This is a genomic window from Caulobacter sp. FWC2, from assembly GCF_002742625.1.
Classification (GTDB): Bacteria; Pseudomonadota; Alphaproteobacteria; order Caulobacterales; family Caulobacteraceae; genus Caulobacter.
Genome location: NZ_PEBF01000001.1, coordinates 1071294 through 1085046 on the forward strand (window position 1 = coordinate 1071294; position 13753 = coordinate 1085046).

The 13753-nt window shown below is 61.7% G+C and carries 17 protein-coding genes and 1 pseudogene; 4 read left to right on the forward strand and 14 right to left on the reverse strand.

Annotated features, from left to right (window positions below; all coding sequences use genetic code 11):
* Window positions 1-25: 25 nt before the first annotated feature.
* The 7 genes from CSW62_RS05115 to CSW62_RS05145 all read right to left on the reverse strand — a co-directional run bounded on the left by CSW62_RS05115 (window position 26) and on the right by CSW62_RS05145 (window position 5557).
* Window positions 26-1237, reverse strand: coding sequence for a phage major capsid protein (locus CSW62_RS05115; RefSeq protein WP_158235386.1), 1212 nt, complete (start codon window positions 1235-1237; stop codon window positions 26-28).
* A 158-nt stretch (window positions 1238-1395) separates the two neighbouring features.
* Window positions 1396-2124 (reverse strand): HK97 family phage prohead protease, encoded by a 729-nt coding sequence (locus tag CSW62_RS05120; RefSeq protein ID WP_099576096.1) that lies wholly within the window; start codon window positions 2122-2124, stop codon window positions 1396-1398.
* Between the two features lie 40 nt (window positions 2125-2164).
* A complete protein-coding gene (locus CSW62_RS05125; protein WP_158235387.1) occupies window positions 2165-3097 on the reverse strand; it encodes a phage portal protein in 933 nt (310 codons plus the stop codon).
* Window positions 3098-3114: 17 nt separating this feature from the next.
* Window positions 3115-4307 (reverse strand): IS3 family transposase gene (locus CSW62_RS05130; protein ID WP_099576098.1). Its coding sequence is split into 2 segments (ribosomal slippage): window positions 3115-4049 and window positions 4049-4307, totalling 1194 coding nucleotides; the frame shifts between segments, so codons are not numbered across the junction.
* A gap of 136 nt (window positions 4308-4443) precedes the next feature.
* Window positions 4444-4899, reverse strand: coding sequence for a hypothetical protein (locus CSW62_RS05135; protein WP_143324334.1), 456 nt, complete (start codon window positions 4897-4899; stop codon window positions 4444-4446).
* Window positions 4896-5258 (reverse strand): hypothetical protein, encoded by a 363-nt coding sequence (locus tag CSW62_RS05140; RefSeq protein WP_143324335.1) that lies wholly within the window; start codon window positions 5256-5258, stop codon window positions 4896-4898. Before CSW62_RS05140 ends, CSW62_RS05135 begins: the two co-directional genes overlap by 4 nt.
* Window positions 5255-5557 (reverse strand): hypothetical protein, encoded by a 303-nt coding sequence (locus tag CSW62_RS05145; protein WP_143324336.1) that lies wholly within the window; start codon window positions 5555-5557, stop codon window positions 5255-5257. Before CSW62_RS05145 ends, CSW62_RS05140 begins: the two co-directional genes overlap by 4 nt.
* Window positions 5558-5715: 158 nt before the next feature.
* Here CSW62_RS05145 and CSW62_RS05150 point away from each other — a divergent pair, with 158 nt between their 5' ends.
* Together CSW62_RS05150 and CSW62_RS05155 are read left to right on the forward strand one after the other, a co-directional pair.
* Window positions 5716-6255, forward strand: coding sequence for a site-specific integrase (locus CSW62_RS05150; protein WP_158235389.1), 540 nt, complete (start codon window positions 5716-5718; stop codon window positions 6253-6255).
* Between the two features lie 63 nt (window positions 6256-6318).
* Window positions 6319-6732: a hypothetical protein gene (locus CSW62_RS05155; RefSeq protein WP_199170518.1), complete on the forward strand. Its 414-nt coding sequence runs from the start codon at window positions 6319-6321 to the stop codon at window positions 6730-6732.
* 105 nt (window positions 6733-6837) lie between these two features.
* On the opposite strand, the gene CSW62_RS05160 is transcribed toward CSW62_RS05155, so the two are convergent.
* Complete coding sequence (locus CSW62_RS05160; protein ID WP_099576103.1) at window positions 6838-7338, reverse strand: hypothetical protein; 501 nt, start codon at window positions 7336-7338, stop codon at window positions 6838-6840.
* 57 nt (window positions 7339-7395) lie between these two features.
* Window positions 7396-7734 (reverse strand): DUF3768 domain-containing protein, encoded by a 339-nt coding sequence (locus tag CSW62_RS05165; protein WP_099576104.1) that lies wholly within the window; start codon window positions 7732-7734, stop codon window positions 7396-7398.
* Window positions 7735-7900: 166 nt separating this feature from the next.
* Here CSW62_RS05165 and CSW62_RS05170 point away from each other — a divergent pair, with 166 nt between their 5' ends.
* Entirely contained in the window at window positions 7901-8095 is a 195-nt protein-coding gene (locus CSW62_RS05170) for a hypothetical protein (RefSeq protein WP_099576105.1), read from the forward strand.
* Window positions 8096-8474: 379 nt separating this feature from the next.
* On the opposite strand, the gene CSW62_RS05175 is transcribed toward CSW62_RS05170, so the two are convergent.
* The 5 genes and pseudogenes from CSW62_RS05175 to sfsA form a co-directional block, all read right to left on the reverse strand.
* Window positions 8475-10163, reverse strand: coding sequence for a recombinase family protein (locus CSW62_RS05175; RefSeq protein WP_099576106.1), 1689 nt, complete (start codon window positions 10161-10163; stop codon window positions 8475-8477).
* Between the two features lie 50 nt (window positions 10164-10213).
* Window positions 10214-10684: pseudogene (locus CSW62_RS05180) on the reverse strand (hypothetical protein); the annotation flags it as partial.
* Window positions 10685-10799: 115 nt separating this feature from the next.
* On the reverse strand, window positions 10800-11627 hold the full coding sequence (gene map / locus CSW62_RS05185; protein WP_099576107.1) for a type I methionyl aminopeptidase: 828 nt from the start codon (window positions 11625-11627) through the stop codon (window positions 10800-10802).
* 114 nt (window positions 11628-11741) lie between these two features.
* Window positions 11742-12131, reverse strand: coding sequence for a hypothetical protein (locus CSW62_RS05190; protein ID WP_099576108.1), 390 nt, complete (start codon window positions 12129-12131; stop codon window positions 11742-11744).
* A 57-nt stretch (window positions 12132-12188) separates the two neighbouring features.
* On the reverse strand, window positions 12189-12908 hold the full coding sequence (sfsA, locus tag CSW62_RS05195; protein WP_099576109.1) for a DNA/RNA nuclease SfsA: 720 nt from the start codon (window positions 12906-12908) through the stop codon (window positions 12189-12191).
* A gap of 53 nt (window positions 12909-12961) precedes the next feature.
* Between sfsA and CSW62_RS05200 the strand changes: the two genes are divergently transcribed.
* The gene (locus tag CSW62_RS05200) at window positions 12962-13741 is read left to right on the forward strand and encodes a competence/damage-inducible protein A (protein WP_099576110.1); all 780 of its coding nucleotides are present in this window, start codon (window positions 12962-12964) and stop codon (window positions 13739-13741) included.
* Window positions 13742-13753 lie beyond the last annotated feature (12 nt).

Below are 13753 nucleotides of genomic sequence, written 5' to 3' on the forward strand. Positions count from 1 at the left end.
CTCTGTTTACGTACCTACAAGTGGCTTAGGTGCCAGCCTTGTTGGTCAGTGCGCGCATTGCTTGGAAGTCGGTCAGACCCGAGCCTTGGCGCATACGTGCGTGGTACTTCACGCGACGCAGGTCGGTGATTGGGTCGAAGACCCACGACACACCAGCCTGTTCGGTGATCAGGTACTTGGAGAAGTCGCCGTACAGGACGGTGACAGCGCCGTTAGCGGCGGTGTTGATGTCGGGCATGAAGTCCGAAACCGCATATTCCTTGCCACGAATGGTAGCTGGACCGCCTGCGATTGCTTGGTTCAGAGCCCAAACGTAGTTGCCGTTTCCATCCTTCAAGGTGAACAGCTGGGTCTCAAGCTCCGAGCCAAACAGGTACTTGGCGTTGCCGCTGTAGTTGCTGTGGAGCGAGGCTTGCAGCTTGATCAGGTCGTCAAAGGTGACGGCCTTGTTCGCAGCCGACATAACGCCGCCCAGCTTACCAACATCGTTGGTGAAGCGGTTTGCGTTGGCGCTGACGCCCAGGGTCAGCAGACCTGAGTTGACCAGGACTGCGGTTGGCGTTGGGCCATACTTGATGGTGTTCTGAGTGGTGCCGAGCAGGTGCTCTTGGGCTTCCAGTTCAGCCAGACCAGCCAGGATGTCCTTCTTCGCTTGAGCGGCGAAGTCGATTGGGCTGTCGCCGTCCAGGGTCCAGATCGAGAGCGCAGCGTTCTCGTAGAATTCGGCCGAACCGAAGGTAATCTCGTTGTAGGTCGAGACCTGACCATCGGTGACAGCGCCGCCTTCAGCACGCTTCGAAGCGGCTGGCTTGCTGTTCTTTGCGAGGTGGACATAACCCATTGGAGCGCTGATGACGCGGGCCATCGAGCGGACAGGGCTGGTCTGACGCAGCAGTTCGCCAATTTCAGGATCGACAACGCGAGGGATGGTGAAACCACCAGCTTCGCCGGTCAGGAAGTTCGCTTCAGCAGCAGCCTTGCGGTGCAGTTCGTTCTTTGGGTCGAAGCCCTTGACCATGAAGTTAGCGAAGGCTTCAGCAGCTTGTTCGCGTACATCTTGTGCGTCGTGACGTGGAGCCGACTTAGCAGCGAGGTCATCACGCAGGGACTTCAGCTCGGCTTGCAGCTCTGCAACACCGGTAGCGTAGGTAGCCTTGTCAACGACATCGGCACTTGCGGCCTTCTCGCGAACGAGGTCGGTCAGTTCGGTCAACTGACCCATGATTTCTTGAGACATTTTCTGCCCTCTTTTTGTTATTGTTTTGGGCGGCAGACGGAGTGCTGGTGAGCGGGTCCTTCTTCCAAGCAGCGGGTCCGGCGTTGCGGAGTGCTGACGTGCAGGCATGGAAAAGCCCGCCGATATTTTATTTATCAGCGGGCTCTAGTAGCTTGGTGTTATGCGCGCTTACGCAGGGTCTTCAGCGCGGCTTCTAGCTTTAGACTGAACAGCGCTTCGCTGAACGCCTTGCTGACCTCATCAACCGTGGTGTCGATCTGCTTTTCCGCTTCGTCATCAGCCGCCGCATCTTCGTCTTCAATCTCTTCGGAAGCCGCATCATCGTTCGCGGCTGCTTCGTCGAGCTGCTTGGTGAGAAGGAATGCGCCGAACTGATCCAGCAGGGCCTGATTAAGTTCGTTGAGCACAGGCTTGTCGCTTTCGGACTTAACAGCGGTGACAACGGCCTGCTCATTTGCAGGGAAGGTCACGAGGCTGAATTCGTATAGCTTCACTTCTTGAAGGCGGTTGATGACGCGGCCATCATCCGTCTTGTCGGCCTTCGTCTTCATCGGAAGGAAGCCGATTGAGAAGCTGTCAAGGACGCCTTCCTTGACTTCAGTCCGAGCCTCTTGGCCTGCGACTGTGCTGGAGAACACGGCTTTGACCCACAGGCCTTTTTCGTCTTCCCTGATCTCCGTGACCTTGCCGATTGGCTGATTGGGGTCGTGGAATTTCAGGAACTTGATGCTGCCTGAACGGGCCTTCAAAGTGCGCGTAAAGGCGCCTTTTTCAACAACGTCGCCATAAGCATCGACGTTGCCAAAGGTGGAGGCGTAACCGGCGACGTAGTTGTCACCAATATCCTCAGCTTTGAAGTTAGCGTACTTGACGTCCTTTGTTTTCATTCGGCTCCTGTCGCATCCGCGTGTTTGTTCTTTTTGTTATTTATTTCGCGAGCGACTTCGAGCCGTTACGGCGTGAGGTATCTGCGTTTGGACTTACTTCCTTCGGCTTGTCGGTCTCGGTGTCCGCGGCCTCCTTGGGAGCGTTCATGGGCTTGGCTAATTCGTCGCCCTTGGCGATGGGCGGATAGCCCATCACGTCGCGGATTTCGTTGATGGTGAAGACGCCTTGCTGGGTCATTCCAGCCGCCTTTTCCAGGCGGTCGTCTTGGAGGTAATTGACCTCCGTCTCATCGATACCGAGTTCCAGGGTGGGGTCGAAATCACGACGCAAGTTCGCTTCAAGTTGCTTCATCAGCCAAAGCGCGCGAGGCTTCACCCAGCCAGTGTAGTAGATGCGGTCAGCGCCACGTTGGTTGGCGTAGCTGCTCTCGCCAGCGAGGTTCAGGAACACGGCTGGAACACCGAAACCGCTCGCGATCGCGCGCGTCAGGCTGTCGATGGTGGCGACCAGATCAAGGTCGGTGAACGACAGTTGCGCGGTGATAAAGTCGGTGTCGACTAGGACCTTAGCATCGCTGCTATTCAGGTCTTCCATGGACTTCTTGTAGGTGGCTCGCTGCTCATCCGTTTCGAGAGGAGGAGCCTTGAAGTAGCCTTCGACCCTACCGTTCGCGGCCATGCGGTCGCGGATCATGCGTGTGGCTTGAATGTAGGCTTCGACGAGGGGCTGAACTGCGTCACCGGCACCGCTACCCTCGGCGCTGGCCAGCGGGTTGTGCTCCATGATGTGGAAGAGGCTTCCGGGCTCGGAAACCCACTTGGGCGACTGCCTTGAACCGTGGTTGCGCTCAACCAGCTTGCAGCGGTCGCCTTCCATGGTGAAGCGCAGGAATGGCGGGGTCTTGTTGTCGAGTTTGCCTGGATCGTAGGTGACAATCGTGCGGCCGGTGCCTCGTTCGGGCTCCTGGCGCATGACGTGACCCCCATTTCTCATCCAGCCATAACGAGAGTCCTGGGTTGATTTGAGCCTTGGTGTTGGTGGGTGGCAAGAGGCCGGTGCGCGGAGCTATCAGCCTGCGCAGCGTGCCGGCCGGTCTCTCCGCAGAAGGCGCTGGCGTACTCCCTGGGCGTCATCCAGCCGAGCTTGGAGTGGGGCCGGTGCTCGTTGTAGTCGCGCCGCCAGGTCTCCAGCACGGCGCGGGCGTGCGGCAGCGACCGGAACAGGGTCTCGTTCAGCAGTTCGTCGCGTAGCCGGCCGTTGAAGCTCTCGTTGTAACCGTTCTGCTGGGGCTTGCCCGGCGCGATGTAGTGCCAGCCCACGCCGCTGTCGTCGGTCCAGGCCAGGATAGCGTTGGACGTGTATTCGGTCCCATTGTCGCTGACGATGGTGTCGGGCCGACGTCCACGCTGGGCGATGATGGCGTCCAGCTCACGCGCCACCCGCCGGCCTGACAGCGAGGTATCGGCCACCAGGGCCAGGCACTCGCGCGTGCAGTTGTCGATCACCGTCAGGATCCGGAACCGGCGGCCGTCGGTCATCTGGTCGGACACGAAGTCCAGGCTCCAGCGCTGGTTGGGCGTCAGCGGGACCTCCAGGGGCCGCCGCGTGCCGACCGCCCGTTTGCGTCCGCCGCGCCGGCGCACGGTGAGCTTCTCCTCGCGATAAAGCCGCTGGACCCGCTTCTTGTTGACCGCGTGCCCCTCGCGCCGCAGCAGCACGTGCAGCCGGCGATAGCCGAACCGGCGGCGCTCCTGGGCCAGGGCCTTGAGCCGCTCGCGCAGGACACCGTCGTCGGGCCGCGTGGCTTGGTAGCGCACGCTGCTGCGATCCACGCCCAGGACCCGGCACGCCCGCCGCTCGCTCATCTCGTAGGCCGACCGCAGATAGGCTGCGGCCTCCCGATGCGCGGCGGGCGTCACCACTTTTTTCCCAGCAGATCCTTCAGCGCGACATTGTCGAGCATCGCGTCGGCCAGCATCCGCTTGAGCTTGGCGTTCTCGTCTTCAAGCGCCTTTAGCCGCCGCGCCTCCGACACGTCCAGCCCGCCGTACTTGGCCTTCCACTTGTAGAAGGTCGGCGAGCTGAGCCCGTGCTTGCGGCACAGGTCCGCCACCGGGACGCCCGCCTCCTGCTCACGCAGGATCCCTATGATCTGTTCTTCCGTGAACCGTGATCGCTTCATTCGTCCGTCCCTTTCCTGGGGCGGACTCTAGTTATTCCTGGAGGAGTTTCAGGGGGTCACGTCAGGTCGAAGTCGGCGTATTGGAGATAGGCACCGGTCGCAGTTCGGGTCAGGTGGCGTTTGGTTCTGATGTCGCTCATAGCCACTCCCTTCCGGTCTTGCCGTGGTAGAAGCGCTTCAGGTCGCGTAGGTCGGCCTTCTGTTGTGCGACGGTTTCTCGGAGGCGTTTGTTCTCCGTTGATCGCCTGAACAGCGCCTTGTTCATCTTCCTGATTTCGGTGTTCTGAGCAGCCTCGTTCGTGACCAATTGGTCGAGGATCGAAATGACCTTATTCAGCCCTTCTTGGAGGTTGTTCAGAGCCGCTGGGGTGTTCTTGGTGGCCTGGAAGAGTGCCTGAGCCTCGGCGGTTTTCCGCTTGTCCCTGAGCGTTCGGACGCGGTTCTCGCCGACTTGCAGCGTGGTCGCGACCTTCTTGATCGACATGCCCTCGGCAAACAGTTCAATCGCTCGTGCTTCCTGCTCTTTCGTCAGCTTGGGCGTGATGGGGTGGCCGTAGAAAGTGGGGACTGGTTTTGGGGCCTGATCGGTCATGCCAGCCCCCATTCCTTGAGGATGGCAGCGCGATCATCGGAGAAATGCTGAGCGTCCCTGATGTAGCTTTCGTGCCTGTCAGAGAACGCTTGCCACGTTGTGACGTGTTCTGGGTTCAAGCAAACTCGGTTCATCGCCAATACGAACGACGCTAGAGCGCTGCTCGTCGGAAGGTCGAGGGCAGAAATCAGAGGGAAGAAGACGTTCAGCAGCTCGTTCAGGTGGAGCTGTAGCTGCTTTTCCATCTGGAAGCCGCGCATGGCGTCTCTCGCGTTCTTGGTGGCCACGATTTCGCGCATGAGGGGCGGCAGGGATAGGCGCAAAAATGAGTTAGGAAGTGAGTGTGCTGGGGTGCTCATTCGGCACCGTCCGTGTCAGCGGCGTCAGCGATATCCGAGACAGCGCGGGCAGCCATTAGAAAGACCTCTTGATAGAGGCTCTTCAGGTGGGCGACTTCTTGTCGGAGGTCTTCAACTTCGGTCTTTGAGGCATAGATGCTCGCGAGCTTTACGTCAGCGAACTTCACCTTGCCTGAATCGATGATGAAGGGGCTCCCGTTGTTCAGCGTCACCCCCATTTGCTTGAGTGTGTTCGCTGCGTCTGTCGCGTTTGACGCAGCGGCATGAGTGAGCGTGTTTGCCTTAGTTTGGTCTTCCATTGGTTTCCCCAATTGTTGTTTTTCTGTGTGAGCAAATTGCTCACACATCTATTTAGCAAGCGGGGTCATTGGAGAGCGCTGTAAGGCTGACCTTCTTCAACTCTGTGGTCGTAATTTCCTACGGTGGCTTTAGAGCGATGGGACAAGGAGATTGTCCCATGAAGGCACCGATCAAGGATCAGGAAGAAGTCACTAAGCTGCTCGATTTTGCAGAGCGCATGGAGCGTCCTGCGATGTACCGCTTTCTGCTCGCACTGAGCTTCGACTACGGGCTTCGTCCTATGGAGCTTGCGGGTCTCGACAGCTCTTGGTTCCGCACCACGGAGCTTCGTATTCCTATCGGCCACTCCAAGCGCAAGTCTGGCCGCTCACTGACTATCGAGCCAAGCATCCATGAAATGCTTGCTGCTCACATGCAGGGCCGCACCGGTCGCGTATTCCTGAATGTGCAGGGCAATCCCTTCACGCCAAGAGGCATTAGCGATGCGTTTCAACGCCTGTATCGCCTCGCCGACATTGAAGGGTCCTGCTACTCCGGTCGTCGTAGCCTAGCGACGAAGATGGTTGACCGGGGTGATAGCATCTTCATCATCCAGAAGGTCCTAGGGCACGCCCATGTTAATACAACCATGGAATACGTCTCTGTCACCGACAACATGATGCGCCGTGCATTGCGTGGTGCTGCCTTCATTGGTTGACGCAGCTTCAAACTGGATTCACTTCGGATCAACAGCGCAACCGCGCAACTCAGGAGAGACAAGATGGACTGGAAGACCTTGGCCAAGCCCGTTTCGGAATTCTCGGAATTCAAGGGTGGCAGCGCCAACAAGAAGACTGCCAAGCAGATCATCGCCGCCAACATCGACAAGCAAGTTGCCCTGATCGGGCAGGCCGAGGGCGGCGGTCGTCGTTGGTTCAAGGTGAAGGGCGAGAACGCCGCTTTCACCGTCCGTCACGGCGGTAAGGCGATCAAGCTGCTCAACGACGAGACGGAACTGGTTGTCCCGACCAAGCAGCTCGCGGGCGTCTATGGGGCGATCAAAGCCGATCTGCTCACCGGCCAATTCGATCCGGCCATCGCCGAGATCGACAAGGAAGTCCAAGCGATGATCCAGAAGCGCGCCGCAACGCGCGGGGCGAGCGCTCCGAAGAAGCGCGGTCGCAAAGCTGCCTAGCAGCGTCGACAAGCCCTCTACGCAAAACGGCCCCTGCAAAGGGGCCGTTTCTGTATCTGGGCACTAGGCCTGTCCGGCGCCTCTTTCGCCCCTGTACGAGCCCTTCTAGGGGCTTGGCTGGGACAGTCGCAGCACTTCGGCTTGGTTCCTCGCCAGGAAGTCACCGAGGGGAGCGACGAGATACTGGCCTGTCGTGGTCTGGTAGGTCGCATGACTGCCGAGCGTGAACGCTGGGTTGGTCGGTAGGGCCACGTACCAGCCTACGCGGTTGATCTTGAAGCACACCAGCGAGAGGTCGTCTGGTCCAGCCGATACGGCAGCTTGCTCCAGCCAGGCATCTAGTTGCGGGCACGCGCTCAGCAGTTGGTGGAATCGGAAGTCCTTGTAGAACTTCGCCTCGATAACAAGGCGGGGCATGTGGTCGGGCGGAATGATATCGCCCTTGGATGCGCGCACCTGTCCCGCTGACATGGTGGCCATCCGGCTCGCGTTTTTGCCGCCCGTGAACGCGCCGCTGTTTGGGACGCGGATGAACGACCCAGCGAAAGTGTCAGCGAGGATGCGGCACAGCTCTCGTTCCCCTGCGTTGCCCTTTGACTTGCTCATGCAGCTACTTAGCTAGTCATGGAGAAGCCCCGACGAGCGGGGCTTCTAAGGGCTGGGCTAGTATTCTTCGCCGAGCATCACCGTCAGGATGCGGTGGCATTTGGCCGGATCGGACGGGTCTTCGCTGCCGTGCTGTAGGTCTGGATCGAAGTAGTCGATCTTCCAGAGCACCGTTTCACCATCGACCTCCATGCGGCCCAGGTCGTGTTCGCGGTGCGGATCGTTGCCGTTGTTGAATTGGTCGAACTCCCTGACTGCGCGGCAAGCTCGCTGCACGAACAGCACGCCCTTGTCGTTGACGCCTCGGGTCATGACCCAGCGCCCCAGGCTGAAATCCATGTCTTTGCGGAAGCGGTCGTTCAGCGTGCGGATAGGCGTCGCATCAATCGTCGTCATTGGTCCCTCAAGAGCCGCGGAATGCGGCCCTCGGACCAACTAATAAGACTTTGAATAGACGTCATCCGAATAGTCTGGTGCGACTTCAGATATTTCTGAGTTAGGTCGTATTCTTCGGTCGTAACCTAGAACACAGGCTGTATCTCCATTGAACAAGGAGATGCACATGCAAACGCAAGCCGAAGACTTCCTGGACGCGCTGGTCGACCAAATGGTTCAGGACTTCTCGCCCGAGGGCGCTTTGGTGCAGCGCAAGTCGGGTGAAACCTGCTTCCGTGGCGTGTGGGTCTACTACAAGCGCCAACGGGACCTGCTGGTGCTGATCGTCAACGAGGAACGCTTCGAGCTGCCGCTGTTCTAAGTCGCGTCCACAGCGCGTGTCGCTTTACGCGGCTTTGCTCTTCCGAGATGTCCTGCGCTGATCTTCGCGCGCGTTTCAGCGCTGAGGCTTCGCCCCGTCAGCTTTGCACTAATCGCTGCCCTGGCCTCGGGGCTTAGGGTCTTACCTTTACGTCGTGCGCTGAGCTTCGCGCGCTGATCGTCGCTCAGGCTCCGCAGTCGCAGCGCACGAACGACGTCCTTTGGCGGCGATGGGATTGAGGCCCTCAGCTCTGGCTTGGCCTCACTGCACCTCGGGGAACAGGCGCGCCAGCGGCAAACGTAAGCGTCTACTTCGACCATTCTTCGGCAGTTCGGGCAGATCAGGAGCAGTTGGGTCATGCTCCTACTTATCTGCGCTGTTATCCCTGCTTCTCGCGCCGGATTAGGTCGGTCAGGTGCTTCTCGGTCTTAGCGTCGCCCCACGCGAAATTCTCCATGTCGTCGTCATCCTCGATCTCATCGAGGAAGTTCTGTTCCATCAGAACCCGACCCTCGTCCGTGATGACCGCGATGTACGAGCTTGAAGTCAGGTGGAGCGCGAACGTCTTGTGTTCCTCGCCCTCCCACTCGTTTGCCCCGTTGCACCACACGACATCGACGTAGCTCTTAAGCGCCTGCATGACCCGGAGCCGCGCAGCCACCCGCGTTTCCTTGTCCTCGTGCGTGATGCTGTCTCGGACCTCTAGGACCCGCCGACGGTGCTCGTCAGCGCTCACAGAGCCCCTTGCACGAAGCAGGCGCTGTTCGGCGTCCCGAAGGGCGCTCTGGGCCTCTGTGAGCCCTTGCTTGAGCCCTGGGATGCGGGCTTCAAATATCTCGGGGTTCGCACCATTGATGATCTGGTCAACAGCGCGGTCGAGTCGGGCCTGCGCTTCGTCCAACTCGTTCTTCCGTTCCGCCACTTCCACGGTCAGCGGATAGGTGTCGTCGGCGCGGCTGAAATACCTGTCGTCCAGAACGCGGGTGAGGATCAGGTCGAGCGCTTTGTCCTCGAACGGCTGATACATGAAGTAGCTGGAGTTCGTGCAGCCTCGTCGGGCTTGCCAGTTGGCGCAGTGAAACTGGTGGACGCCATGGAAGTTGGTCAGGCGCATCGGCTTTTCGCATTGCTGACAGCGCACCACGCCACGGAACAGGTTCACGACATTGCTGGTGTCCCGACCGCCGGTCAGTCTCCGTCCATCCACCGCAGCACGAGCCCTGGCCACCAAGTCGGCGTCCACGATCTCGGGGAAATAGTTGTCGATCCGTCGTCCAGGGTCTTTGACCTTCTTGGGTGCAGCGGCCCCGACCACATAGTGGCCTTCGACCGCTTCGCTGGTCAGCAACCACCTGACCGTCGTGGCGTCCCAACCACCACCTAGCTTGCGACGCGCGCCACCCCACGACAGCACACCACGTTCGTTCAGCTCCTTCGCGATCCAGCGGCTTCCTTTGCCCTCGGCAGCGGCCTCGTAGATCATCTGGACGACCGCGATCCGATCTTCCTTCCGTATCCACGTCATGCGGTCCTCAGACAGCTCCAGCCAGCCGGGGCACTTCTTGCTGATCTTGGGACCGCCGTTACGGGCCTTTTCGATGCTGTCGTTATAGGCCTTGCTCACCCGGTCGCTGATCTTGTCCGAGTGCGCCTTGTCGGCTTGGCCTTCCAGCAGAATGCGGATCACGCTGATGGTGTCGCGCATCGTCTCCTGGGTGAAGACGTGGTTGTCCTGGGTGATGACGTTCAGGCCCTTGCGCGTCATGTCGCGCAGCCAGTCGAACAACTCCTCCCAACCCTGGCGGCTTAGCCGGTCGGTCTTTTCCGCGATCAACCAACTGCCAGGTGCGATGTCCCCGGCCCGAACCCGGTCGCTGAATTTGCCTAGCTCGCCACCATTCAGGTGCTTGCCCTTCCAGGCCGACTTGCCGAGGTCTTCAACCGTCTCGACTAGGGTCCAGCCCTTCTCGGCAATGAGGCCCATGCCGCCTTTGTACTGGCGTTCGTAGCTGTGACCGTCTTCCTGGGAAGGGGTCGAGAAGCGGATATAGATGTAGGCGTCAGTCATGCGTTCCAGCCCAGCTTTCGGGGCGGAAGCTATGTTCAGAAAACGTGTGAGTAAAGCACCCGGAACTGCTCGCGCGACTCATTGGCCAGGGCGACGCGGACATAGCCGAGCAGGGCGCTCCACGAGCTGATCACCGGTCGCTTGAAGATCTTGTCGCGGCCGGCCCGCAGCGTGGCCTCGTGCAGCAGCTTGATATCCATGGCCGCCGTCTCGCCGACGCCGGGCACGGTAGCTAGCTCCTCGATCGTCGCGCCCAGCACCGCCCCCAGCGAGCCGAAGCGGGCCAGCAGGCTCTTGGCCAGCGGTTTGACGTCGCCGCGCGGATAGGTCCGGAAGAGGTAGAGCTCCAGCAGCTCGTAGTCGGGCAGGGCCACGAAGCCGCCGAGCTTGGCGCGTGTTCGCAGCCGCTCGCGGTGGCCAGCGTGGTGGGCGTGGGCGGACTTGCGGGATCGCTTGGCGGCGGCCTGGACGGGTTCGTCCGGCGCGACGTCGGAAACGACCAGGGATGTGACGCTGACCATGCCGCCCCTCGACCTCAGGGGAGCATCTTGGCGGTATCGCGCCAGGGTTGTCTAGAGGGGCAATGCGTCCTTCGAGGCGCGCTCGCTTAGCGGGCCTCGAAGGACGCCGTGAAGCTCAGCCCAGGATCGGCGGCTGGAACAGCCCGGCCGGCGAGGCGGTAAAGATCTCGTAGCCGTCTTCCGTGACACCGATGGAGTGCTCGCACTGGGCCGACAGCGACTTGTCGCGGGTCACGGCGGTCCAGCCGTCGTTCAGCACCTTCACCGCCGGCTTGCCCAGGTTCACCATCGGCTCGACGGTGAAGAACATGCCGGGCTTGAGCACGGCGCCCTGGCCGGGACGGCCGAAGTGCAGGATGTTCGGGGCGTCGTGGAACACGCGGCCCAGGCCGTGGCCGCAGAAGTCGCGGACGACCGAGCAGCGCTGGGCCTCAACGTAAGACTGGATGGCGTGGCCGATGTCGCCCAGCGTGGCGCCCGGCTTCACGGCGTCCAGGCCGCGCTTCATGCCCTCATAGGTGATCTCAACCAGGCGACGGGCGCGCGGACCCACCTCGCCGACGCCGTACATGCGCGAGGTGTCGCCGTGCCAGCCGTCGACGATGACGGTGACGTCGATATTGACGATGTCGCCTTCCTTCAGGCTCCAGTCGCCAGGAATGCCATGGCAGACCACGTGATTGCGCGAGATGCAGACCGTCTTGGGGTAGCCGCGATAGTACAGGCAGGCCGGCAGGGCGCCATGATCCAGGATGAACTCGCGGGCCAGGGTGTCCAGGTGATCCGACGACACGCCCGGCTGCACGTGCGGGATTAGCATGTCCAGGCACTCGGCCGCCAGCTTGCCGGCCTTGCGCATGCCCTCGAAGTCGGCGGCCGTGTGGATCTTGATCTGGCCCGTGCGGGTTTCGGCTTCGATCTCGAGGGTGTCGTCTAGGGTCATGCTCTGCTCGGGCGTCGCCGCCGCGTTTCGGGCGGCGATCTGGTCGGCTGAAGGGGCGTATCTGCCTATCGTAGCACAGATTTCAACCCCAAGCCCGCTTTCAATGGCCCGCCTTCACCGAGGATTGATCCGTCGCACCGTGTCCGTGGCCGGGCGGATCTCCTTGACGAAGGCCGCGTCCAGGGTCGTGGGCTTGTCGCGGCGCACGTGGCAGACGCCCTTGTAGCGCGTCACCCGGCCGGTCTCCTTCTCGGTCAGGTCCGCCGTGAACTTGACGTCCCATTCGCCGGGCTTGCCCGTCGAGACAGGGTCCATGTCGTTGGAGGTGACGCTGGAGATCGTCTTAAGGCCGAAGCGGTCCTCCAGCTTTCCGGTGCAGGCCTTGAAGGCGAAGATCGCCCGCAGACCCGTCATCATGCCGCTTTCGGACTTGCCGGGCTCGCTAGGGCCGCACCCACACAGGGCGAGCGTCAGAACGGCCAGGGCCAGGACAGTCTTCTTCATGCGATCCCCACAGTTCGCGAGCCCGGACGGGGTAGCGAAATGCGAGCGAATTGCAGCTTAAATCGCTGTTAGGTGCGCGTTGCTCCAACGGATCCGCCGCGTGATCCGAACGGCCTCGGTGCTCATGGCGCAGGCGTAGACCAGCACCTCGACGCCCGCCTTGGCCGCGGCGTCCAGGCCGGCCGTGAATTTCGGGTCGAGGTCGGCGCAGGCCTGGAAGGTCTCGCAGTCCTCGCGCTGGACGACGAACAGCACCACGGCGCGGTGGCCTTCGGCGACCTGGGCGGCCAGGTCGGACAGGTGGCGTGTCGAGCGCTCGGCCTTGCAGTCGGGGAACTCGGCCAGGCCCGGCGTGCGGCTGAAGTGACAGTTTTTGACCTCCAGCCAGCAGGGCGGGCGGTCCTCGTGGGTCAGCAGGAAGTCGACGCGGCTAGCCTCGGCGTACTTCACCTCGGGGCGGATGGTCGCGTAACCGGTCAGTTCCGGAATGGCGTCCGCCGCCAGCGCTTCGGCGACCAGCCGGTTGGGCAGCAGGGTGTTGACGCCGACCAGCGCATTGCCTTGCTCGACGCATTGCAGGGTCCAGGCCAGCTTGCGCTTGGGATCGTCCGACCACGACACCCAGGCGCCCTGGCCGGCGTCCTTCACCCCCAGCATGGCCCCCGGATTGGGGCAGTGAGCGGTGATCTCCCGTCCGTCGTCCAGTATGAGGTCGGCGAAGAAGCGCTTGTAGCGACTGACTAGCCGGCCATGAACGAGCGGTTGCGGGAGCAGCATGCTGGGCCTAAGTCGGAGAACAAGAGCGACAGGCGATGTAAGGGATCAAACGCATGACCACCACCCAAGGCAGGGTTGGCGAGCGCGTGACAGCCGCCGTGATGATCATCGGCGACGAGATCCTCTCGGGCCGGACCCAGGACGTGAACCTGTCGGCCATTGCCAAGTACCTGGCGACCTACGGCGTCGACCTGTGCGAGGCCCGCGTGGTCCCGGACATCGAGGACGAGATCATCGCCGCGGTCAACGCGCTGCGGAGCCGCTACGACTACGTCATCACCACCGGCGGCATCGGCCCGACCCACGACGACATCACCGCCGACTCGATCGCCAAGGCCTTTGGCGTCACGGCCCCCGAGCATCCCGAGATCATGGCCATGCTGCGCGAGCGCTGGGGCGAGCCCAACGCCGCCCGCCGCCGCATGGCCCACGTGCCGGAAGGCGGCAGCCTGGTGAAGAACCCGGTCCAGGGTCCGCCCGGCTTCCAGAAGGACAATGTCTTCGTACTGGCGGGCGTGCCGGCGATCATGCGCGGCATGCTGGAGGACGTCGGCCCGCGCCTGCGCACCGGCGCCGTGGTGCTGGCCAAGACCGTGCGCGTCACCGGCACGGGCGAGGGCGCGATCGCCGCGCCGCTGGAAGCGGTGGCCAAGGCCCATCCGGAGATGTCGCTGGGCAGCTATCCGTTCTTCAGCCCGCCGGACGTCTACGGCGCCAACCTCGTGCTGCGCGGCCGCGACGCCGCCGAACTGGACGCGGCGGTCGCCGAACTCATCGCCGCCCTGACCGAGGCCAAGGCGCAAAACATCGAGCTGCTGGCCGATCCGGCCTAAAGGTTAGCGGAG